A 22,421-nucleotide genomic window follows, 5' to 3' on the forward strand; every position below is an offset into this window, starting at 1 on the left:
GCATGCCACAATCGGACTTTCTGTTCGCCACGTTAAAGGGTCGAATTTGCGGCGTTCACCCAAGGTCGCCCTAACTTCGGCCGACGGCCTCGCGGGGCCGTCCAATAGCCCTCGAGGGCTGCTCCAGCCGCAGTTTGCGTCACGAATTCGACGCGGTTGCGTTGCGGCGGGATAACGACGGGCAAATAATCCGAAGCGTCGATGTCGCCGCTGCCGAAAATCCGCCTTCCGAACGTAATTCACACCATGTAATTCATGCGAATTGCGTTGTGATCGGCCAACTGCCGACCGGTGCCTCGATACCCGATGAATTTTTCGTCAATGAACATTTCGGCCGTGATTTCACTGTTACTCTGAGCGTGTTTTCCGGCCCTGGTCAGCGGTCGCAAACGGGGGTCGTGCAGTGCACTTCGATCACATCAGTACTTCGTCGCGTCGGTCCTGAAATGAGGCATCAATGATCGTGAGAAGAGCTGCAGTAACGGCAGGCCTGGCGGTTGCCGCCATGGGTCTTGCTGCCGGAGTTTCCCACGCGGGGCCGGCTTCGACACCCGCCCCTGTGGCGCCCGCGCCGACCGCGTCGGCACCCGCGGTACTCCCGCTGCCGTTCCACGACGTCGCGTCCCGTGAGGAGAACGACAGGGCCTTCGGCCAGTTCGGTGCGCAGGTGGGTATCGCCGTCACGGTCGGGAGCCTGATCGGAACCATTGCCGGTGCCGGAATCGGTTGTATCGCAACACTTCCCGCCGGATGTGTCGCGGGTCTCGTCACCGGGGCGGGCATCGGTGGGGTAGTGGGAACCATCGTCGCCGGTGGCCCCACTCTCGGCGTCAGTGCATACCAGTTGTGGGAGACGTACAACGCCGCCCCGGGGACGTCGATCTACGCGGACAGGGACGAGTAGGGCCCTCGTCTCGATCCGCCGGCCCCGTCGTGTCATGCACGGCGGGGCCGGGTCGTGTGCGGGCCGCCTCCGCGAAGAAACCGACCGGTTCCCCGCTTTCTGTCGCAATTACTGAATGGACGACTGGTGCCATTCTTGGAATTCGGTCCCGGCCCCGCTCCTGATCCGAAATTCCATAACCCCTCGTCGACTATTGGTGAAGCGGCTTTTCTCGAGTCGAAACTCAATTGGGATCTGTCACAGCGGCAAGTTACTGTTTAGCAACGGATGGGGTTGGAACCTTAAGGGGATGGAATGAAGTTGCGTCGTTTCGTTACGACTTCGGCACTTTTGGTGGGTGCACTCGCGGCCGGATCCGGGGTGGCGATCGCGGAACCCGTGGCCGAGCCCGGAGCCGACATCGCATACGAGACCCGGGTGGAGGATCGGGCAGTCGTCACGAAGATCGACGCAGGCGCATTCGTGGTGTCGTCGGATCGGAAATCGGTTTCACTCGAGGACGGCGCTGGAAACGCCGTCCTCTCGCTGCCCCTCGCGTACCGCTTCGACGGTCTGCAGTTCCCGTTCGACGAGAAGGTCAGCGAGGACGGCAAGACTCTCACGTTGACTCCCGTCATCGATCGCGCGAAGGCAACGCCGATCGCGGACGCCGATCTTCCGCTGAGCGACGTTGCCTCGGTCGAAGAGAACACGCGCGCCCAGGCCAATTTCGGTCAGCAGCTTGCACTGGCCTCGGCGGTCGGTGGACTGGCCGGCACCGTCGTCGGCGGCGCGATCGGACTGGTCGGCCTGATTGCCGGGCCCGTCGCGCTGGCCACCGTCCCGGTGTTCGCGGCGGTCGGTGCGATTGCCGGAACCGTCATCGTCGGTGGTCCGACCCTGGTCGTCGCGGGGATCCAGCTTGCGCAGACTCTGACGGCGCCCGATGGCACCACGGTCTGGGCAAAGAACGACAAAGGTTCGAAGTAGCTGGTTGCAGAGGCGCGTGCGCCCAGGGGAGGTATGAGTATTCATGGCGGAACTGTTCGGAATCCTGGCCGACATCTTCGGCTACGTGATCACGATCGTGACTGTCGGTCCGAAGCTGCTCTGATGTCTTCGCGAGAAGTCTGCACGCTTTCCGGCACCACGAAATGGGTGAAGTAGCCGCACGGCTGCAGCACCCCTGACACCGCCCGTCCTCCTTCCGGAGGCGGGCGGTTCGTCGTCGTATGCACTTTCCGAAAGTGAACCTCGTCACAGCGGCGGAGCTGGCCTGCCGGATTTGCCAATGCTTAGGCTAACCTTCGTCCGTCACAGCGCTGCTCTTGAAACGGGTCTCGATGAACCTCCGACGGTTTACTGCCACATCCATGCTCGTCGTCGCGGCGATGGGAGTCGGGGCGGCCACGTCATACGCCGATCCAGCCGCCGCACCCCGGCCGGCAGCGGAACAGGGCATCCCGAACATCAACTACCAGACCGCTCGTGACGGCGACGCCGCTGTGGCCACCCTCGACGCCGGCGCCTTCTCGATCAACGCCGCGAACGACACCGTCGACGTCGTCGACGACGGTGGCCGCGTCGTAGCGTCCATTCCCACGTTCTTCCGGGTCGACGACCTGCAGCATCCCTTCGCCGTCGCGGTCGACGAGTCCGCGCGTGTCCTGCGACTCGTCCCGAACATGGATCCCTCCGCAGCGACACCCGTCCCCGTGTCGGAACGGCTGACCCTCGACGACGTCGCCGCACCCCAGGACAAACAGGAACGCGACGAGCGCGCACTCGACGACTTCCAGCAGCAACTCGGAATCACGACCGCGATCACCGCGATCGTCGCCGCCATCATCGGCGGGGCGATCGGCTGCGCGGTCGGCATCATCCCCGGCACGGCGGCGCTGGTGATTCCGTTCCTCGGTCTTGCCGGGCCGGTGGCGGGATGCATCGGAGGGGCGCTGATCGTGGCGCCCGTCGTCGCGCTCGCCGGCACCATCGTGGTCGGCGGCGGCGCCCTGGTCGTCCTGGGTATCCAGTACTTCAACACCATCAACAGCCCGTTCGTCGCACCGGCACCCGCGGCATGAGCGGCCGGTTTGCACGGAACCTGCGGGCCGTCACCGGAGCAGCGTTCCTCGTCGTCGCCTCCCTCGGCATCTCCGCAGGGACGGCACATGCAGCGCCGCTGACGCAGCAGGATTCGCCCGACATCGGGTACAAGGCGCACGCCGAGGGTGAGTCCGTGATCACGTCGATCGACGCGGGCGCGTTCCGGATCACCGACACCCGGGAAGCGATCGAGGTGGTGGACGGCAGCGGCAAGGTGGTTGCTGCGCTGCCGCTCACGATTCGGCTCGGTGATGTCGTGTATCCGATCGACGCCGATCTCGACGGCCGCACGGTGAAACTCACCCCGCAGATTCCCGACGACGTTGCGGCGTCACTGAAATCGGTGGCGCAGGACGGATTCGACACACAGAAAGAGCGCGACGACGTCGCGCTGGCCGACTTCAACAGCTATCTCGGCTACGCGACGCTGATCGGCGGCCTGATCTTCGGGGTGATCTTCGGCGTCGTGGGTCTCGCCGTCGGGTGCGGGCTACTCGCCGTGACCGTGATCGGCACTCCCGTGGGATGCCTCGGCGGCCTCATGGCGGGATTCGCCGCCGGCGGGCTCGCCGGAACCATCTTCGTCGGTGGCGCCGCGCTCGTGATCCTCGGAATCCAGTACCTGATCACCATCAACACGCCGTTCGTTCCGCCCGCGCCGGAACCCACCGCCTGATCGGTTCGTACGCAGCCCACCAGTGCGCCGACGACAACGGCCCGCCTCCCCGAAGGGAAGCGGGCCGTCGTCGTCGGTAGGCGTTGCGTTACGAGGTGCGGACGCGCAGACCCGGATTCTCCGCCAGCACCTCGTTGATCGGCGTGGCGAACAACTCGGGGCTCTCGCCGAGGACGAACGTGACGACGTCCGCGACCTGGCAGATCGGGTACTGCCCGACGTTGGAGGCGCTCGAGATTCCGAGGGCCAGCGTGCCGGTCACGATCGTGCCGCCGCTGTCGCCCTGCAGGGCGCACATGCTCGTCGAGAAGCTGTCGGCCAGCGTGCGCTCACCGACGGAGACGGTCTGCGCCACGGACGTGACGCGACCGCAGGTGAAGCCGGTGGTCAGACCCGACTTGCACACCGGGGCGCCGACGACCGGGTCGGCGGTTCCCGTGATCGCGACCGGCGCCGCACCGGGCACCCGGACGCCGTTGTTCTCGAACCGGCGGGCGGCGTCGTCGTCGGCCCGGATGATCGAGTAGTCGTGGATGTCCAGGCTGGTCTTGGCGAACGTGCCGATCCGCGGACCGGTGCCACCCGGGACCAGGGAGAACGCCTCCGACGCCTCCGCGGTGCCTGCAGCGGCCCGGTTGGGGTCGCAGTGCCCTGCCGTGATGTTCACCGGCCTGCCCGAGCCGTCGGTGCCGTTGAACCCGAGCGAGCAGCGCAGCCCGACTCCGCCGCCGAGCGAGCCGTACGCGTCGCCGCCCAGCAGGGCGTCGGCGGGCAGCGGTTCGGCGATGGGGGTGAGATCGGTGGACGGCAATGGAGCGGCCGTCGCAGGCGACTGCACGACGCGGGCGCCCTTCAGGAAGTCCGGAAGCTGCAACCCGCCGACGTTGTCGGCGCGGAGCACGAGATCGTTGTTCACGATGTCGATGGCGACGCCGCGAACGAGATCGGCGACGGCGGGCGGCTGGGTGTCGAGCCAACCGTCGAGCGACTTCACCTGCTGCTGCAGGCTGCTCTCGCTCTGCGCCACATCCTTCACCTGGAAGCCGGCCTTCTCGGCTGCGGCGACCGCAGCCTCCTTGTCGGCGCCGTCGGCGAGCCCCACGATCGGGGTGCCTGCGTTGTCGAGCCACGTTCCGGCGAAGGCGTCCGGGAACTGGGTGCGGGCGATCTTCGCGAACTCGGCCAGCTTCTGGCCCAGCTCGGAGTGCTCCAGGTACTGGTCCGGGCTCAGCGACAGATCACGCGAAATTGCGTCGATCAGTTCCGCGGGCAGCTTGGCGGCCTGGCCGGACACTCCCGGCTCGACCGGATCGGCCTGAGCGGAGGCGGTGACCGGACCGAGGAGCAGCAGCGCGGCGGAGCCGAACACGGCGGCACGACGTGCGATGGAGCTTCGCATGGGGGCCTTTCTATGTTGTTTGTTCGCAGTTGCCTCGCGGGCGCACGCGAATACGACCCCCCTGACAGGTAAGGCCGTACACAGTCGGAGTCGACTATATGGGTTCGCCCCGTCTATTCCCACCTGTAACACTCTCGGCGGACGACGCCGCTGGACAAAGCGGACACCGGACAGCCGGGGCGCTTCTGCCGTACACACACCTGCGCCCGGTGTCCGAGACGAAACGGGCACCGGGCGCAGGGTGAAAGCGGTGGCGAACTAGTCGGAGATGGTGCGCACGCGCATCCCGGATCCGACCGTGTCCACGATGTCCGCGACCGGGATGCCGAGGCTGGCCGTGCCACCCTCCGGTGCCAGCACCAGGTTCGCCTCCGTGCAGTTGGGGGCGCCGCTGGCATTGGAACCACTCGTGATGCCCAGTGCGAGAGTGCCGGTGACGATGGCACCGCCGCTGTCACCCGCGAGGGTGCAGGCGGTGCCCGCGAAACCGTTGATCACGCGGCTCGAACCGTCGGCCACGAACAACTGCGTCTCGACGTGATCGGCGGCGACCACACCACACGTGAACGACGACGTCTGGCCCGACTTGCAGATCGGGGCGCCGACGACGGGACGGGCGGTGCCGGTGATCTCCAGGGTGGTGCCGTTCGCGCCGCGCACCGCGGGACGGTCCAGGCCGGCCTTGACACCCGCGTCGTTCAGCTTGATCACCGAGTAGTCGAGCTTGTCGGCCGGGTTACCCACCGACGACTTCGAGAACACGCCGATCTGCTGGCTGTCGTCGACGTTCTGGTGATTGGGGAGGAACACCGGCGACTGCTGACCCTCGGCGGGGTTGCAGTGCCCGGCGCTGATGTTGACGGCCTGGCCGCTGTCGTCGACGGCGTTGAAGCCGAGCGAGCAGACGGAGATCTCCGAGATCGGCGTCTTCGGCAGTTCGCCCGCGGTGGTGATGTACGTGTCGCCGGCGAGGGGACCCCGCTCCACCGGACCGCCGCCGCCGGGGCTCAGCATCACCTTGACGTTGGCGAGCAGCGTCGGCAGGTTCAGCGCTTGGCCGACGGGGCTGTTGACGACGTCGATGACGACGCGGTTGTCGAGAACGTCGATCGACGCGGAGTTGACCTGGGAAGCCACGTCCTTCGGCAGTCCCGCGATCCAGCCGTTCACGTCGGAGAGGGTCTTCTCCAGGCCGTTCGCGGACACCGGCGCAATGCGGGTGTCGTACCCGGCCTTGGCTGCGGCGTCGGCGGCCTCGTTCGTGGTGACCGCGACGACGGGCTTGCCGTCGAGGCCGATCCACGCCCCGGCGAAGTCGTCGGGATGCTGCTCCCGGAAATCCTCGGCGTAACTACCCAGCTCCTGTGCCTTCGCGGCGCGGTCGAGGTATTCCTGCGGGCTGATCTTCAGGTCGCGGGTAATGGCCTCGACGAGTTCGGCCGGCAACTTGTCGGCGCTCAGCTGCGTGGTGTCGGGCTGCGTAACAGGGTCGGCCTGGGCGGCAGTGGAAAACGGAAAGAGAAGAAGCATTGCCGAGGCGCCTACAACAGCGGCGCGGTGCGCCAGCACGTTACGCATGAAATCCCTTCTGCACGGAATCCGTTCACTGGGGATTCCTTCTGGGGTGGGTATCAGCGCCCCACCTTAAGCTACGGACGGGTCGACCCGTCGGGGAGGTGCGACCGAAGCCTCACTGACCTGGCGTTTTCAGCGCAGGCAGCACCGGAGTCGTCGTGGTGGTCGCGGCCAGCGGTTCCTTCGTCGTCGTGGTGGTGGTGGTTGTCTCCGGCGGTGTCGTCGTGGTCGTCGCGGCGGTGGTCGTCGTGGTGGTCTGGGGGACCGTGGTGATCGAGGGAAGGGTGATCACCGGCGTCGTCGTCGTGGTCGTCGTCGGCGGGGGCGGCGGCACGAACACGGACGTCCTCTCCACCGGGGCGGGCGGGGGAGCGACCGGGATCGGGGCCTCGAACTCCGTCGTCACGGCCACCTCCTGCGTGCTCGCCGTCGGGAAGACCGCGGGTGCGACCGGTGTGGGTCGCGCGGTCGACGTCGTCACCGACGCGGTCTGGGCGTCCTGGATCGACGGGACCGCGGTGCTGTTCTTGCCGGTGAGCGCGAACGCGACCGCCCCACCGGCCACCACCAGTGCGGCCGCGGCGACACCGGCGATGATCAGTGGCCGACGGTCGGGGCGCTTGGCGGCTGCGGTCGGTGCGCTCGCCTCGGTCTCGGCCGGCGGAGACGCGTCGGCGGACGCAGCCGCCGCCGCGGGCACCGCCGTCACAGCGGAGTACGCGGTGTGCAACGGGGCCTCGACGACGGGAATCGACTCGGTGTCGGCGCTCGTGTCCTCGTCGGTCAGGGCCAGCCCGGCCGCCAGCAGCGCCGCACCGTGGGCCGGGGACTCCGGCGACGCGGCGAGCGCCACCGACTCCGGGATGAGAGTTGCGTCGCCCAGACCCATGTAGTCGAGGGATTCACGCAGCTTCGTGACGATCTCCGGCGCCCAGTCCGACGGATGGGTCGCGGTGACCTTCACCGTGCCGGACAGTCCGTCCGACGCCTCCCGGAACAGGCAGAACATCGCCGTCGCGACGAGGTCCTCGGCGCGGGTCAGGGAACCCGCGTACTCGATGCCCGCGGGCTCACCGACGCGTGCGAGGAAGTCGCGGACGGCGCCGGTCGACTCCGTGCCGGGGTCGCCGAGCTGAACAGTGCCGTCCGGGGCCGTGAACAGCACGGACGGGTGTTCGATCGTCCTCACGTCGGTTCCGGAAGCGGTCACCACCGCCGTGGAAACCGAATCGCCGACGGTGAGTCCGACTCCGGTGGTCATGGAAGATCCTTACTGGCACGGTTCGAGAGGTGCGTCATCGCACCACGTGCACAGTGTGTCGCGCGCCGATGCCGAATGGTTACATACGGCACCCGTGAGTGCTTGTTAACCGCCGGCGGTTAACAAGCACTCACAGGTGGCGGAGCCGCAGACCCGTGGCCCATCGCACGCAGCATCGACAGCAGTTCCGACCGCGACCCGGCGCCCAGCCGCCGGCGGATCCGGGCGACGTGGTGCTCGATCGTCTTCGCGGAGATGTAGAGGCGCGACCCAATCTCCCGGTACGTCAGCCCCTGGACGAGCAGTTCGGCGACCTCCGCCTCGCGGTCGGTGAGCGACCCCGGCGTGCTCGGGCTCGGCACGACCGCGGAGTCGGTGCCGTTGCCGGCGGACGTCGGCTGGCGCAGGGCCCGGGCGACCTGCAGCAGGGTGGTCGCCGCCCGGGTGTCGGAGGCGCGCAACGCGGCCTCACCGGCGAGGCGCGCGCCGTCCCACGGCAGGCCGATCCGGTCGAGGGTGCGGGCCGCGTCCTCGACGGTGGCGGCGTCGATGTCGCCCTGCAGCACGCGCAGCCAGGCGCGACCGGCGGCGGCGAGCCCGGACGCGTACGTGCTGACCTTGGCGGCCTCGCCGAGTGCGCGGGCGTGGGGCATCAGATCGGCGGGGCATTCGGCGAGGATCGAGGCCTGCACGCCGTACCAGTGCAGCGCCGACCCCCACATCGCCGGTTCGCCGAGGGTCCGCAGCAACGACCGGGCGTCCTCGACGAGGTGGGTGATCCGCCCGGGTTCGCCGACCCGGATCGCGGTGAGCCACAGTTCGCCGAGCGGCAGCAGACTCAGCAGGTCCACCGAGTACTCGGCGAGCACGCCCTGCGCACCCGCCCACGCCTGGAGCAGGGCCGCGTTGTCTCCGGTGCGCCGCGCCAGCCCGACCCGCAGGCCGTGGACGAACAGCAGATCGCGCTGGTGCATCGACGCGGCGTCGAGACCGTCGAGCCGGGACTGCGCCGACGTGAGGTCGCCGCGGACCATCGACGTCCACGCGGTGAGCAGTTGGTGCCGGTTCGCGGTGACACTGCCGGGGCGCTCGGCTTCCCGGGCCCGGGTGAGGACGGCGTCCGCGTGGGCGAGTTCGCCGCAGTGGAGTGCGGCGAGGGCGGTGATCGCGGCGGGGGAGTCGGGCAGCATCCGGGGCCGCGACGCGCGGCCGGGCAGCGACAGGGCGCGGGTCAGTGAGTTCAGTGCCGCATTCGCGGACGCGGTCACCGACTGCACGAGTCCGGTCGCGACGAGGGCGGCGCCGGCGGTGGCGGCGGTGGGGGGTGCGCCCGCGCTCGTCGTGAGAACGGCTTCGGCGTCGTCGAGTCGGCCCGCGACCACGAGGACGGAGGCGGCGAGGGGGGCGTCGGCGCCCGCCCGGTCCGCGCCGAGCCAGGCGTACAGTTCGGCGCTGCGGTCGATCATGCCGCAGAACGCGGCGCCTGCGGCCGAAATCCGGACGGCCGCAGCGAGTTCCGGGCCGTCGACGGTCGCGGATCGTTCGAGGACGGAATCGGCCAGCCCGACCGCGGTGTCGAGGTCACCGTTCAGGGCGCTCGCCTCGGCGTACGCCACGACGGCCGTGTCGCGGAGCCTGCCGACCCGGCCCGCTTCGGCGTACAGCGCGACGGCGACGGCCGGTTCGGCGAGTTCGGCCTGGGCACAGAGGAATTGGCTCAATTCCTCGCTGGGTGTGCCGGTCGCGGCCACCGCGCGGGCAACGGGAAGCGTGAGCGTTCCGCCGTCGACGTGATGGGCGAGCAGGCGGCGGGCCAGCATGTGCAGGCGGTTCTCGCCGAGCGTGGTCATGAGGCGCGTGTGGTCCGCGAGAACCAGCGTGTCCCGTTCGTCGACCCAGCCGTCCGAACGGAGCGCGTCGACGGCCGCGCGGGCACGGTCGGGTTCGACGTCGAGTACCCGGGCGACGACGGTCTCGTCGAGGTCGCTGCCGAGTAGAACCAGTGCGAGAGCGGAGAGTTGCGGGCTGTCGAGGTCCGCGAGTTCCGTGGGAGGGAGCGGTGAGGGCAGCGTGGACACGTCGCCCTATCCGCCGTTGCCGAGGACGCCGGGCACCAGGCCGGTGACTCCGCCGACGACGCCGCCGACCGTGTCGCCCACGCCGTTGACGGTGTTACCCACCGCGCCGGCACCGCCGACGATGGTGTTGGCGATCGCGGCGCCGCCGTCGGACGGAACGCTCGGTGCCGGAGCGGGCGCAGGTGCCGGCGCGGGGGCGGGTGCGGGTGCCGGTGCGGGTGCGGGTGCGGGGGCAGGCGCCGCAGCGGCGGGGGCCGGGGCCGTGCCGGGCGCCGCGACAGCCGGTGGGGCCGCGGCGGGTGCGACGGTGCCGGGTGGGACGGTGCCGGGTGCGGCGACCGGAGTCGCGACGCCGGCCGCGGTGCCGGGGACACCGGTTGCGGCGGCGACACCCGCAGCCTCGGTGCCGGGTGCGACGGCGCCTGTCGCGGCGGCCTCCGCCGGAAGACCGGACGTGGAGGCGGCGCCCGCCGACGTGCCCGACGACTGCGAGGTGGTCGAACCCGAACTGGATGTGGACGCCGGTGCGACGTCGAAGACCGTGCCGAGCGACAGCCCGCCCGCAGCAAGCAGGGCGATGGCGGCGACGGATGCGGAGATGATCCCGGCCTTCTTCTTGCGCGACATCCCGGTGGGGGCGGGGTCGACGGGTCTCGGTGCGGGAGGCCGGGCGGCGAGGACGACGGTGTCGGCGTCCGATTCGACGGCCGGGACGGCGGCGGGCGCTGCCGTGGCAGGCGCGGCGGTGGGAACGACGACCGGCATCCGCGCGACGGTCGGGGCGGCGGCGCGTCCCGCATCCCGGTCGGCGGCGAGCAGCGCGGCACCCAGGGCGGCGGTGTGGCCCGGACGTTCGGCCGCGACGACAGGAACCCGCAGTTCCGCGGACAGAAGTTCGGCGACGAGCGGGATCGCGGCGCTGCCGCCGGTGAGTACCACCTGGGTGACGTCGCTGGATTCGAGGCCTGCGGCGTGGATGCTCTCGCGGACCAGCGTCACCGAGTCCTGGAGGGGTTCGCGGATGAGGTCTTCGAGTTCCGAGCGCACCAGCCGCACATCGGTGGAGATGCCGGGCAGTTCGATGCCGATGGTGGCCTCGGTGTCGGAGGACAGTGCCTCCTTCGCCGCGGTGCACCGGGTCCGCAGGCGGGTCAGCGCGGCGACGGTGTCGGGGGCGAACGGGTCGATGTCGCCGAACTCGTCGGCGACGTTGCCGAGGACGTACTGCATGGCGGCGTGGTCGAAGTGGGCGCCGCCGAAGTCCTCGGACCGCACCGGCTTGCCGAGGACCCCGGTTTCCGTGCCATGTGCGTCCGAACGGAACAGGGTGATGTCGAGTGAGGTGCCGCCGAGGTCGTAGATGACGGTCAACGCGTCGCCGAGGGTGCCGCGGGTCCGTTCGAGCCACGTCATCACCGCCTGCGCCTCCGACACGAGGGTGGCGTCCGCGACGCCGGCCTGCTCGAGCGCGTCGGCGAGGACGCCGACGGTGTACGGCGGCCAGACGGTCGGGTGGGCGACGACGGTGGCCGGGAGGCCGTGCCTGCCGGATGCCGCCTCGTGCACGATGCAGCTCACGGCGGTGGCCACGAGGTCTTCGCCGGAGTAGGTCGAGCCGTCGTCGGTGAGGATCCCGACCGGGTCGCCGACGCGGTTCGCGAAGTCGGACACCGTCACCGCATCCGGTTCGCCGCCGTCGGCGCCGAGTACGGGTGCGCGGTCGGGGGAGAGGTGCAGAACACTCGCGCGGGACAGGACGGTGAGGTCGGCGGCATCCGTCACGCTCGCCCCGTCCGTGTCGACGGCGGCCACCGTATTGACCGATCCGACACCGATGCCGAGCGCTGCAGCCATGTTCCACTCCTGTGGTCCGGGCGGGCGTCACGCCGCCTGTGTCAGGCGGACGGTGCCGCCGTCGTATGTGACGGCCGGGGCCGTCGTGGTCACTCGAATTGTCGCGTGCGGCGGCCGTTTCGTTACGCCGATGCGCAGGTCGACGGCAGTTACGGGGCCGATCCCCTAATGCCCCCTCATCCCCTAACGGCGAGGCTCCGACCCCCGGTGGGAGATCCCCGATACCGGGGTCCGCGAGTAGGGGGCGCCGCCCCGTTGGGAAGGGGGCCGCCGATCCATAACGTGTATTTCACTCGCCGTCACAGCAGTTGTGGTGGCCACCCGAACTCCCCGAACCTCGACCACAGGAGAGATTGCCATGGCTACCAACGCCGTCCTCGACTTCATCCTCGGCCTTCTTCGCGACGAGCAGGCTGCGGCGGCCTACTGCGCCAACCCGACCGACGCGCTGTGCGCTGCCGGTCTGCAGGGTGTGAGCCACGCGGACATCGTCTCCGTCGCTCCGCTGGTCGCGGAGTCGGGACTGTTCGCGGGCAGCGGGGCCGACCTGGCAGCGATCGTCAACGCCGGTGCCGACGTCGCCGGTGACGTCGCCGGCGGTATCGGCGCAGGTGTCGGCGGCGGTCTCGGTGGCGGCCTGGGCGCCGGCCTCGGTCTCGGCGGCGGCCTCGGCGGTGCGGTCGGTCTCGGAGCCGGCGCGGGCCTCGGCCTGGGTGCCGGCCTGGGCGGCGACTTCGACTTCGCCGCGGAACTGGCGGCCGGCCTGAGCGCCGCGCTCGGTGCCGCACTGGAGATCGGCGGCGAGATCGGTGCACAGCTCGGTGCCGCGCTGGGTGCGGCCCTCGACGCGGCACTGTCTCTCACCGGTGGCGTCGACCTCGGCAGTGCACTCGACCTCGGCGCCACGATCAGCGGAGCCCTCGGAGGAGCGCTCGGGCTGGGCGCCGACCTGACCGCGCAGCTCGCCACCACCCTCACCGCGGCGATCACGGCCCTGCCGGTGGTCAACGTCGCCGGTGGTCTCACCGGGATCCTCGCGCCGGCCCTGTCGATCGGCGGCGACCTGGGCGCCGAGCTGGGTGCGGCTCTCGGTGCCGCCCTCGCCAGCGTCGTCGACCTCGGTGGCAGCGTGGACGGCGACATCCTCACCGGAGTCGGTGCCGGCCTCGACCTCGGTGGCGTGCTCGGAACGACCCTCGGCAGCGTGCTCGGTGTGGACGCCGGTCTCGGTGGCACGCTGGGCGGCGCCCTCGACGCGGCGATCGGCGCCGGCGGCGGATTGGGCGCGACCCTCGAAGGCCTGCTCGGCGGTGACCTGCTCGGCGACGTCGCCGGTTCGCTCGGCGGAGTCCTCGGCACCGACCTCGGCGCGGTCCTCGGTGGCGCGCTCGGCGGTGTCCTCGGTGCGGGCGGTGACCTCGGTGCAGACCTCGGTGGCGCCCTCGGCGCGACGCTCGGTTCGATCGCCGACCTGGGCGGCGGACTGGACCTCGACGCGATCCTCGGTGCGGGCGGCAGCCTCGGCGGTGCCCTGAGCGGGCTGCTCGGCGGTGAACTCGGAGTCGGCGGCGACCTCACGGCCGGTCTGGGTACCGCACTGGACGCGGTGCTCGGTGCCGGCGGCGGACTCGACCTCGGTGCCGTGCTCGGTGCCGACGGCGGCCTCGGTGGCGCGCTGAGCGGCATCCTCGGCGGCGTCCTCGGCGCCGGCGGCGACGTCAGCGGTGACCTCGGTGGAGCCCTGGGCGGTCTGCTCGGCGGCGCCCTCGATCTGGACGGCGGCCTCGGCGGCGCACTGTCCGGTGCACTCGGCAGCGGACTGGGACTGGACGCCGCACTCGGCACGGTCCTCGGCGGCGCCCTCGGCCTGGACGGTGGCCTGGCCACCCAACTGGGCAGCACTCTCGACGCCGCGCTCGGTGCCGGCGGCGTGACGGGCATCGACCTGGGCGGCCTGCTGGACGGCGGACTGGACCTCGGCCTGGGCGGCGACCTCGGCCTCGGCGGAGAACTGACTTCCGAGCTGACCACGGCACTGAGCGGTGCCCTCGGTCTGGGCGGCGACGCAGGCGCGAACCTGGGCACGGTCCTGGGCGGCGCACTGGAGAGCGGTCTCGGGCTGGGCGGCGTCCTCGACACCGGTGCCGATCTGGGAACCACGATCAGCAGCGCGCTCGGCGGAGTGCTCGGAGTCGACGGTGACGCCACCGCGGGCCTCGGCGCGGCGCTCGACGCGGTGCTCGGCGCGGACGGCGGAGTCGACCTCGGCGGGGCGACCGACCTGGGTGGTCTGCTCGGCGGTGCGTTCGGTGCCGGCGGCGCCGCGGGCGCCGATCTCGGCGCGGCCCTCGGCGGTGTGCTCGGCGGTGCGCTCGAGACCGGCGGCGCCCTCGACCTCGACAGCGTCCTCGGCGCGGAGGGAAGCATCGGCAGCACGCTGGGCACCGCTCTCGGCGGCGTCCTCGGCGCGGACGGCGGCCTCAGCGCGACCCTCGGTTCCGCACTGGAGACGGCACTGGAGGCCGGTGGCGGGCTCGATCTCGACTCCGCTCTGGACGCCGACCTCGGACTCGACGCCGCGGCCGGTGTTGGCGGCGCCCTGGACGGTGCGCTCGACGCGGGCACCGGTCTCGCGGGTGGCCTGACGAGCGGCATCGACGGCGCGCTGGGCGGGCTGCTCGACGTGGGCACTGACGTCACGGGCAACGTGGGCGGCGCCGTCGGCGGCGGTGTGGCGGGCGGCGCGGACGCAGCGGCCGGCATCGGTGCCGGTGTCGCGGCGGGAGTCGGTGCGGTTGCCGACGCCGGCGCAGACCTGGGCGGCAGCCTCGGAACCAACCTGGTCGGCGGACTGGACACGGCCGGTGGCCTGGGCGCCGGTCTGACCAGCGGCCTCACCGGTGGTCTGGGTGGAATCTTCGACACCGGTGCGGGCCTCGGCTCCGCACTGACCGGCAGCGTCGGCGGTGCCGTCGATGCGGTCGGTGAGGCAGGCGCCTCGGTCGGCGCGGTCGCCGACGCCGGTGCGAGCCTGGACGCGAACCTCGGCGGCACCGTGGACGCCGCTGCCGGAATCGGCGGTGACGTGGCCGGCGGACTGGAAGGCAGCGTGGACAGCGCCGTCGACGCCACCGCAGGTCTGACCGGGGGCCTGGACGCCACCACCGACGCGGCCGCCGATCTCGGCGCCGGACTGTCCGGTGGCGTGGGCGGTCTCGGATCGCTCGGCACCTCGGTCGGCGGCGCCCTCGACGGTGCCGTCGGTGGAGCGGTCGACGGCGGAGCGGCAGTGGGCGGCGCCCTCGACGGCGCAGCGTCCGCCGGTGGATCGGTCGCGGGTGGCGCTTCCGCAGGCGGTTCCGCCGCCGCGGACGGTTCCGCGGACCTCGGAGCGGTCGGCGGCGCCGTCGTCGACACCACCGGTTCGATCGCCGGCGGCCTCGGATCCACCCTGGGCGGTGCCGTCGACACCGGGGCCGACACCTGGTCGTCGATCGACGCGGACAACGCGTTCGGCGCCGACTCGGGCCTGCACGCCGACACCGACGGTTCGCTGTTCGGTGACACCGACTCCTCGGTGGACCTCTCGCACGACGTCACGGGCGTGGTCGATCACCTCGAGCCGTGATGAGCCGGCGGTTCCGGCATCCCCCAGACGGGGCGGCCGGGACCGCCGTACGATGTAACGAAATCAGCCCCGGACGCGTTATGCGTGCGGGGCTGTTTCACAGTCGGGTGTCGGGGCACCGAACAGGTGCCCGCACGAGGTCGGAAGAATTGCGGGTCAACGAAGCTCATGGACAGTGCAGCCGCCGAGAAGAGTCCAGCCCGATCCCAGTCGATGACGGCGCTGCTCGAGCAGGCCCTGGACGTGGCGAAGCGGTTCGGTCGCGGCGACCTGGCCCAGCGCCTGGATTCCGCCCGGGGCCGGGTGCAGGATCCGCGGATGCGGATCGTGGTGGTCGGGCCGCTGAAGCAGGGCAAGAGCCAGTTCGTGAATTCGCTTCTCAATCTCACCGTGTGCTCGGTGGGCGACGACGAGACCACGGCGATCCCCACCGTCGTCCAGAACGCGGAGACGGCGTCGGTGGAGCTGGTCCTCGCCGATCCGGGCGCCGACCCGATCCGGGTGCCGCTGCCACTCGACGAGCTGAACGGCATCACCCCGGCCTCACCCCGCGCCGGGGGCCGGGAGGTGCTGCGCGTCGAGGTGAACGTCCCGAGCCCGCTGCTCGCCGACGGGCTGGTCCTCGTCGACACCCCCGGGGTGGGCGGTGCAGGCAACCCGCACGCCGCGAGCACGCTCGGACTGATTCCGGCGTCGGACGCCGTGTTCGTCCTGTCGGACGCCAGCCAGGAATTCACCGAGCCGGAGCTCGGTTTCATCCGCCAGGTCACGAGCCTGTGCCCGTCGGTGGCCTGCCTGATCAGCAAGACCGACCTGTACCCGCACTGGCGCGAGATCGTCGAGGCGGATCGCGGGCATCTCGCGCGCGCAGGTCTGGACGTTCCCCTGATCCCGATCTCCTCGGTGCTGCGTTCGCACGCGCTGCGACTGCAGGACGAGGAACTCAACACCGAATCCGGTTTCGTCGAGCTGTACGCGTTCCTGCGCGACCGGGTGGTGGCGCGTGCGGAGGCGAATACCCGCCGGGCCGTGTCGCTGGACGTGTCCTCCGCCGCCGAGCATCTGACCCTGGGGATCGGCAGTGAGCTTGCCGCCCTGCGTGATCCGGCGAAGGGCGTCGCCGCGGTCGCGGAACTGCAGAAGGCGAAGGCGGCCGCCGAGGAACTGCACAAGAAGACGTCGCTGTGGCAGCAGACGCTCGGCGACGGCATCGCCGACCTGGCCGCGGACATCGACCACGACCTCCGGGACCGGTTGCGCCGCGTCACCCGGGAGGCGGAGGAGACGGTGGACGAGGGCGATCCCGGCAAGGACTGGGACGCGCTGGGCCAGTGGCTCGAGCAGGAATTCGCCACCGCGATCGGCGACAACTTCGTCTGGGCCCACGACCGCGCGCTGTGGCTGGCCGAGGTGGTGGCGCAGCACTTCGCGGAGACGGGTGCCGTCGAACTGCCGCACCTGGACGTCGCGAACGTGGACGGCGTCCTCGAACCGGTGGCGTCGCTCGCCGACCTCGAGGCCGGACGCATCGGCATCACGCAGAAGGTCCTCGTCGGGATGCGCGGCTCCTACGGCGGCGTCCTCATGTTCGGTCTGATCACCACCATGATGGGGATGGCCCTGGTCAATCCGATCTCGATCGGCGCGGGAGTCCTGCTGGGCACCAAGGCATACCGGGAAGACCGGGAGAGCCGGATCCTGAAGCGGCGGGCGGAGGCGAAGACCGCGATCCGCCGGTTCGCGGACGACGCCAGCTTCCAGGTGGGCAAGGAGTCGAAGGATCGGCTCCGGTCGATCCAACGGTTGCTGCGCGACCACTTCACCGCGATCGCCGAGCAGGCGCTGCGGTCGATCAACGAGTCGCTGCGGGCCGCGCAGGAGGCGGCGAACCTCGAGTCCACCGAGCGGACCCGCCGCATCGCGCAACTCGAGAAGGATCTGCACGTCGCCTCCGAGCTGAAACAGCAGGCCGCGCAACTCGTCGCAGGCGATGTGGGAGCGGTCACGGCATGACCGCCGCTCCGCTCCAGGAAGCCCGGGCACTCATCGCCTCGGCCCGGCAGTTGTACGCCGGCCGCCCCGAGATCCGGGATCAGCTGACCGAATGCGCCCGGCGACTGGAACAACCGCTGCGGGTGGCCCTGGCCGGTTCGCTGAAGGCCGGCAAGTCCACTCTGCTCAATTCCCTGGTGGGGCAGGACATCGCGCCCACCGACGCGACCGAGTGCACCCGCGTCGTCACCTGGTATCGCAGCGGGTCGACGCCGACCGTGACGGCCTGGTACCAGCCGGACCCGGGCACCGGCGGTCAGCGTTCGGCGAACGTCCCGGTGCTGCGCCGGGACGGACATCTCACGTTCGACCTCGGTCATCTCACCGCCGATCAGGTGGACCGCCTCGACGTGGAGTGGCCGTCGTCCGCGCTGGCGCACACCACGATCATCGACACCCCAGGCACGTCCTCGCTGTCGCGGGACGTCTCGGCCCGCACGCTCGAGATGCTCACCCCGGACAACGAGGCGTCCGGCGCCGACGCCGTGGTCTACCTGCTGCGCACCCTCAACGCGACCGACGTCCAGTTCCTCGGTCAGATCGGCGACCACGTCGGCGACGAATCGGGACCGCTCGGTGTGGTCGGGGTCGTGTCGCGGGCCGACGAGGTGGGGGCCGGACGCCTGGACGCCATGATGTCCGCGAAGGAGGTGGCGTCCCGGTTCGCGGGCGAACTCGAGCGCACCGGGCTGTGCCAGGCCGTCGTCCCCGTCGCGGGTCTGCTGGCGCTCGGTGCCCGCACGATGCGTCAGGCCGAGTTCACCGCGTTCCAGCATCTCGCCGAGGTCCCGGTGGACGACCTGAACCTGGCGATGCTGTCGGCCGACCGGTTCGCCCGTGAGGACAGTCCGCTTCCCGTGGACGCCCGGATGCGGGCCCAGCTGGCGGATCGCTTCGGGCTCTTCGGGATCCGGATGGCCGTCACCCTGATCCGGCTGGGCACCAAGGACTCGCCGACGCTGGCGGCCGAACTGGTGGAACGCAGCGGTCTCGACGAACTGCGCCAGGTGATCGACATCCAGTTCGGGCAGCGGGCCGATCAGCTGAAGACCCACTCGGCGCTGGTGGCACTCAAGCGGGTCCTGACGGCGCATCCGGTGCCGGGGGCGGGCGAGATCCTGATATCGGCCGAACGACTGCTGTCCGACGTGCACGGTTTCCAGGAACTGCGCCTGCTCGGGCGGCTGCGCTCCACCGAGGTGGGGCTGCCCGCCGACGACGTGGCCGAACTGCAGCGCCTGATCGGCGGGTTCGGCATCCAGATCCCGGAACGGCTGGGCACCGACGGCGACGACTCCGTGGAGTTGCAGCGGATGCGGGCACTCGCCGCGGTACGGAAGTGGCGCGAACGCGCACGGCACCCGTTGCTCGACCAGTTCACGGCGAGGGCCTGCACCGTCGCCGCCCGCAGCGCGGAAGGTGTTCTGGAGGAACTGAACACGGTCCGCCTGTAGGCGGGTCAGGTCGCGGACACGCCCGCGATCTCACCCTCCCGGAACGCGTCCACGAACAGCTGGTGGTCCTTGCGGCTCACCTCGGCGTACGCGATGCCGAAGTCGATGATCTCGCCGACGAACTCGTCCAGCCTGCCGTCGACGACGTTCTGGATCGCGTCCTCGGTCTGGAACGTGACCAGGGTCTGATCGCTGTCTTCGTCGGAGACGCAGTGCACCTTCGCCGTCGCCCGGCCGAGGTCCTCGAGCACCGGCACGATGTCCTCCGGTTCGGTGAGGTCGGACCAGTCGAGGTCCAGTTCGTACGGGGAGAGTTCGGCGACCACGAAACCGGTGTCACCGATCTCGGTGTAGCCGAGCAGCGGATCGGTGTGGACCTGCAGAGCCCGCTGACTCACCACCGTGCGGTGGCCTTCGTGCTCGAAGTAGTCGCGGACACGGGGTTCGTCGACGACGCGGCTGGGCGCGGCGACGTTGCCCTGCTTGAGGGACAGCACGATGTCGTTCTCGAGCGCCTGCGTCGCCCCTTCGATGAGCACGTTGTACGCCGGGAGGCCGGCGCTGCCGATCCCGAAACCTTTCCGCCCGACCACGTCCTTGACCCGGTAGAACACCGGTCGCGCGGATCGTTTGCTGCGGGGCACCCTCTCGATGTACGTCTCGAGCGCCTCGCACACGGTCGTGCGTTCGTCCTCGTCGAGTTCGCGGACTCCGCGGCCCCGCCGGAAACGCCGGTCGTAGTCCTCGATCACCGTGACGGATTCGAGCAGGTCCACCCGGGTGGCGAGGCGCGCGCTCAGCAGCAGATCCTGGATTGCGCCGCGCGAATTGTCCAGGCGCAGTGCGTACGCCTCGTCCGCCTCCCGTTGCACGTACTGCAGGACGTGCGCGACGTAACTGCGCAGATAGGTGTCGGCGAGTGCCCGGACATCACTCTCGGGGAGGGCCTTCTGCCAGCCCATCAGTGCGAGACTCGCGACGAACCGGCGAAGATCCCAGCTGAACGGCCCCACGTACGCCTCGTCGAAATCGTTGACGTCGAAGACGAGGGTGCCCTCCGAATTCATGTACGTGCCGAAATTCTCCAGGTGCAGATCGCCGTGAATCCACACGCGGCCGGTGCGCTCGTCCGCCCACGGATCGTCGAAGTCACGCAGATCGTCGTAGAAGAGGCAGGCGCTGCCCCGGTAGAAGGCGAACGGATCGGCGGCCATCTTCCGGAACTTCGTGCGAAACGCGCTCGGGTCCGCCTCCATCAGACCGGCGAAGGCCTCGACGAGGACCTCCACGATCCGGCCCTGCCTCGTGGAATCGTCGACGTCCACAGCAGCCTCCTTCTCGCGGCGACCGGTCACGACCGCACGGAACCACGGTAGCGTTCCCGCGCCCCCAGCGACTGCAGATACGTCCACGCATCGGCCACGATCGCATCGAGGTCCGTGTAGCTCGGCCGCCAGCCCAGTTCGGCCTGCACACGGGCACCCGACGCGACGAGCACCGCCGGATCGCCGGCGCGGCGCGGGGCGTCCCGGGTGGCGATGGTTCGGCCCGTCACGCGTTCGCAGGACGAGATCACCTCCCGCACACTGAACCCGGTGCCGGTGCCGAGGTTGTAGATCCGGTGCGTTCCGGGCTGGGCGGATTCGAGCGCGAGGACGTGCGCCTCGGCCAGGTCGCGGATGTGGATGTAGTCGCGGACGGCGGTGCCGTCGGGGGTGGGCCAGTCGGTGCCGAACACCGAGATCTCGTCGCGGTCCCCGGCCGCGACCTGCAGCACCAGCGGGATCAGGTGGGTCTCCACGCGACGGTTCTCGCCGAGACCGGCGTACGCGCCCGCGACGTTGAAGTACCGGAGGCTGCACGCCGCCAGCCCGTGGGCGTGCGCGTACGACGTGATCGCGTGGTCGATCGCCAGTTTGGTGGCACCGTACGGGTTGGTCGGCCGGGTCGGTGCGTCCTCGGTGATCGGCACGGAATCCGGCGAGCCGTACGTCGCCGCGGTGGAGGAGAACACCAGCCGGCCGGTGCCGGAGGAACGCATCGCCTCCAGCAGCGTCAGCGTCTTGACGACGTTGGCCTGCCAGTACGTTTCCGGGGTCTCCACCGATTCGCCGACGAGTGAGCGGGCGGCGAAATGCAACACGCCGTCGACATCCCCGGCGCCGAGAACGCGGTGGGCTGCGATCGCGACGTCGTCCTCGACGAACTCCGCCCCCGCCGGGACCGCGTCTGCATTGCCGGTCGACAGGTCGTCGACGATCACGACCGTGTGGCCGCACTCGAGCAGTCGCTGCGCGCAGACGCTGCCGACGTAACCGGCACCGCCGGTGACGAGAAGTTTCACTGTTTCCCCCCGGTCAGTCGCCGAGCCGGGCGCCGGTGGTGGGCGAGAAGAAGTGCAGGCGGGCCGGGTCCGGTGCCAGCCGGATCACGTCGCCCTTGGCCGGGGAGGCGGAGTCGCTGACCCGGGCGACGATGTCGTGTCCGCCGAGGTCACCGTCGCGAACGAGGCGTCCGTAGATGTAGGCGTCCGCGCCGAGTTCCTCCACCACGTCGACCTTCACCGCGGTGCCCTGATCGGACACGGTCCACGCCTCCGGGCGGACGCCGACGACGACCCGCCCGGTGTCCAGGGCGCCCAGCACCGACCGCTCGATCGGCGTCGACAGCGAACCGATCCGGGCGTCGCCGTGCACGACGTCGACCTCGAACAGATTCATGGCCGGTGATCCGATGAACCCGGCGACGAAGCTGTTGACCGGCTTCTCGTACAACGTCTTCGGGCTCGCGCACTGCTGCAGGACGCCCGCCTTCATGACGGCGACGCGGTCGCCCATGGTCATGGCCTCCACCTGGTCGTGGGTGACGTACACGGTGGTGGTGGCCAGTCGGCGCTGCAACAGTGAGATCTGGGTACGGGTCTGCACCCGGAGTTTCGCGTCGAGGTTGCTCAGCGGCTCGTCCATGAGGAACACCTGCGGGTTGCGGACGATCGCCCGGCCCATCGCGACTCGCTGTCGCTGCCCGCCGGACAGTGCCTTCGGTTTGCGGTTCAGGTAGTCGCCGAGATCGAGGATCTTGGCGGCCTCCTCGACGCGGCGGCCGATCTCGGCCTTGTCCATGCCGGCGATCTCGAGGGCGAATCCCATGTTCTTCGCGACCGTCATGTGGGGGTACAGGGCGTAGTTCTGGAACACCATCGCGATGTCCCGTTCCTTCGGGGCGAGGGCGGTGACGTCGCGTTCGCCGATGCGGATGGCGCCGTAGTCGACGTCCTCGAGGCCGGCGAGCATCCGCAGCGACGTCGACTTGCCGCACCCGGACGGGCCGACGAGGACGAGGAATTCGCCGTCCTCGATGTCGAGGTTCAGCGAATCGACCGCCGGCACATCGGAACCGGGGTACATCTTGGTGGCTGCGTCGTACGTGACTCGTGCCATGGTGTTCTCCTGGTC

Annotated in this window: 15 protein-coding genes; 7 read left to right on the forward strand and 8 right to left on the reverse strand. The window is 70.3% G+C overall.

Features of this window, described 5'->3' with window-relative positions:
* The first annotated feature begins 559 nt into the window (after window positions 1–559).
* From JWS14_RS30000 to JWS14_RS30015, 4 genes are all read left to right on the forward strand, one after another.
* Complete coding sequence (locus JWS14_RS30000; protein WP_241031511.1) at window positions 560–904, forward strand: hypothetical protein; 345 nt, start codon at window positions 560–562, stop codon at window positions 902–904.
* Window positions 905–1,198: 294 nt separating this feature from the next.
* A complete protein-coding gene (locus JWS14_RS30005; RefSeq protein WP_072937437.1) occupies window positions 1,199–1,873 on the forward strand; it encodes a DUF8020 domain-containing protein in 675 nt (224 codons plus the stop codon).
* A gap of 383 nt (window positions 1,874–2,256) precedes the next feature.
* Window positions 2,257–2,967, forward strand: coding sequence for a DUF8020 domain-containing protein (locus JWS14_RS30010; protein WP_241031512.1), 711 nt, complete (start codon window positions 2,257–2,259; stop codon window positions 2,965–2,967).
* The gene (locus tag JWS14_RS30015; protein WP_095861307.1) at window positions 2,964–3,665 is read left to right on the forward strand and encodes a DUF8020 domain-containing protein; all 702 of its coding nucleotides are present in this window, start codon (window positions 2,964–2,966) and stop codon (window positions 3,663–3,665) included. Before JWS14_RS30010 ends, JWS14_RS30015 begins: the two co-directional genes overlap by 4 nt.
* Before the next feature lie 88 nt (window positions 3,666–3,753).
* Here JWS14_RS30015 and JWS14_RS30020 read toward each other — a convergent pair whose 3' ends face one another.
* The 5 genes from JWS14_RS30020 to JWS14_RS30040 all read right to left on the reverse strand — a co-directional run bounded on the left by JWS14_RS30020 (window position 3,754) and on the right by JWS14_RS30040 (window position 11,832).
* On the reverse strand, window positions 3,754–5,064 hold the full coding sequence (locus JWS14_RS30020; protein WP_095861306.1) for a S1 family peptidase: 1,311 nt from the start codon (window positions 5,062–5,064) through the stop codon (window positions 3,754–3,756).
* Window positions 5,065–5,322: 258 nt separating this feature from the next.
* Entirely contained in the window at window positions 5,323–6,642 is a 1,320-nt protein-coding gene (locus JWS14_RS30025) for a S1 family peptidase (protein ID WP_072937433.1), read from the reverse strand.
* A 112-nt stretch (window positions 6,643–6,754) separates the two neighbouring features.
* Window positions 6,755–7,900, reverse strand: coding sequence for a hypothetical protein (locus JWS14_RS30030; RefSeq protein ID WP_095861305.1), 1,146 nt, complete (start codon window positions 7,898–7,900; stop codon window positions 6,755–6,757).
* 119 nt (window positions 7,901–8,019) lie between these two features.
* Complete coding sequence (locus JWS14_RS30035; protein ID WP_206015027.1) at window positions 8,020–9,978, reverse strand: LuxR C-terminal-related transcriptional regulator; 1,959 nt, start codon at window positions 9,976–9,978, stop codon at window positions 8,020–8,022.
* A 6-nt stretch (window positions 9,979–9,984) separates the two neighbouring features.
* The gene (locus JWS14_RS30040; protein WP_095861303.1) at window positions 9,985–11,832 is read right to left on the reverse strand and encodes an Hsp70 family protein; all 1,848 of its coding nucleotides are present in this window, start codon (window positions 11,830–11,832) and stop codon (window positions 9,985–9,987) included.
* Between the two features lie 358 nt (window positions 11,833–12,190).
* Between JWS14_RS30040 and JWS14_RS30045 the strand changes: the two genes are divergently transcribed.
* The 3 genes from JWS14_RS30045 (at window position 12,191) to JWS14_RS30055 (ending at window position 18,966) form a co-directional block, all read left to right on the forward strand.
* Window positions 12,191–15,460 carry an IniB N-terminal domain-containing protein gene (locus JWS14_RS30045; RefSeq protein ID WP_095861302.1) on the forward strand — a complete coding sequence of 1,090 codons (3,270 nt, stop codon included), beginning with the start codon at window positions 12,191–12,193 and terminating at the stop codon, window positions 15,458–15,460.
* A 168-nt stretch (window positions 15,461–15,628) separates the two neighbouring features.
* A complete protein-coding gene (locus JWS14_RS30050; RefSeq protein ID WP_095861301.1) occupies window positions 15,629–17,473 on the forward strand; it encodes a dynamin family protein in 1,845 nt (614 codons plus the stop codon).
* Window positions 17,470–18,966 carry a dynamin family protein gene (locus tag JWS14_RS30055; protein WP_072937413.1) on the forward strand — a complete coding sequence of 499 codons (1,497 nt, stop codon included), beginning with the start codon at window positions 17,470–17,472 and terminating at the stop codon, window positions 18,964–18,966. The genes JWS14_RS30050 and JWS14_RS30055 overlap by 4 nt, the downstream gene beginning before the upstream one ends.
* A gap of 5 nt (window positions 18,967–18,971) precedes the next feature.
* Here JWS14_RS30055 and JWS14_RS30060 read toward each other — a convergent pair whose 3' ends face one another.
* Genes JWS14_RS30060 through JWS14_RS30070 form a run of 3 tightly spaced genes read right to left on the reverse strand, consistent with a single transcriptional unit; the run spans window position 18,972 to window position 22,406 of the window.
* Window positions 18,972–20,291: a DUF2252 domain-containing protein gene (locus JWS14_RS30060; RefSeq protein ID WP_072937412.1), complete on the reverse strand. Its 1,320-nt coding sequence runs from the start codon at window positions 20,289–20,291 to the stop codon at window positions 18,972–18,974.
* 26 nt (window positions 20,292–20,317) lie between these two features.
* Window positions 20,318–21,310 (reverse strand): UDP-glucose 4-epimerase GalE, encoded by a 993-nt coding sequence (gene galE / locus JWS14_RS30065; RefSeq protein ID WP_095861300.1) that lies wholly within the window; start codon window positions 21,308–21,310, stop codon window positions 20,318–20,320.
* Window positions 21,311–21,323: 13 nt separating this feature from the next.
* Window positions 21,324–22,406, reverse strand: coding sequence for an ABC transporter ATP-binding protein (locus JWS14_RS30070; RefSeq protein WP_095861299.1), 1,083 nt, complete (start codon window positions 22,404–22,406; stop codon window positions 21,324–21,326).
* Window positions 22,407–22,421: the final 15 nt, after the last annotated feature.

The sequence above is a fragment of the Rhodococcus koreensis genome, assembly GCF_017068375.1.
GTDB classification, from domain to species: Bacteria; Actinomycetota; Actinomycetes; order Mycobacteriales; family Mycobacteriaceae; genus Rhodococcus_F; species Rhodococcus_F koreensis.

What these genes read in the sequence shown, in the direction of transcription:
- JWS14_RS30025 (WP_072937433.1), bottom strand. Translation starts at nt 6,642, where the DNA reads ATGCGTAACGTGCTGGCGCACCGCGCCGCTGTTGTAGGCGCCTCGGCA.
- JWS14_RS30005 (WP_072937437.1), top strand. Translation starts at nt 1,199, where the DNA reads ATGAAGTTGCGTCGTTTCGTTACGACTTCGGCACTTTTGGTGGGTGCA.
- JWS14_RS30040 (WP_095861303.1), bottom strand. Translation starts at nt 11,832, where the DNA reads ATGGCTGCAGCGCTCGGCATCGGTGTCGGATCGGTCAATACGGTGGCC.
- JWS14_RS30055 (WP_072937413.1), top strand. Translation starts at nt 17,470, where the DNA reads ATGACCGCCGCTCCGCTCCAGGAAGCCCGGGCACTCATCGCCTCGGCC.
- JWS14_RS30050 (WP_095861301.1), top strand. Translation starts at nt 15,629, where the DNA reads ATGGACAGTGCAGCCGCCGAGAAGAGTCCAGCCCGATCCCAGTCGATG.
- JWS14_RS30070 (WP_095861299.1), bottom strand. Translation starts at nt 22,406, where the DNA reads ATGGCACGAGTCACGTACGACGCAGCCACCAAGATGTACCCCGGTTCC.
- JWS14_RS30045 (WP_095861302.1), top strand. Translation starts at nt 12,191, where the DNA reads ATGGCTACCAACGCCGTCCTCGACTTCATCCTCGGCCTTCTTCGCGAC.
- JWS14_RS30015 (WP_095861307.1), top strand. Translation starts at nt 2,964, where the DNA reads ATGAGCGGCCGGTTTGCACGGAACCTGCGGGCCGTCACCGGAGCAGCG.
- JWS14_RS30020 (WP_095861306.1), bottom strand. Translation starts at nt 5,064, where the DNA reads ATGCGAAGCTCCATCGCACGTCGTGCCGCCGTGTTCGGCTCCGCCGCG.
- JWS14_RS30030 (WP_095861305.1), bottom strand. Translation starts at nt 7,900, where the DNA reads ATGACCACCGGAGTCGGACTCACCGTCGGCGATTCGGTTTCCACGGCG.
- JWS14_RS30010 (WP_241031512.1), top strand. Translation starts at nt 2,257, where the DNA reads ATGCTCGTCGTCGCGGCGATGGGAGTCGGGGCGGCCACGTCATACGCC.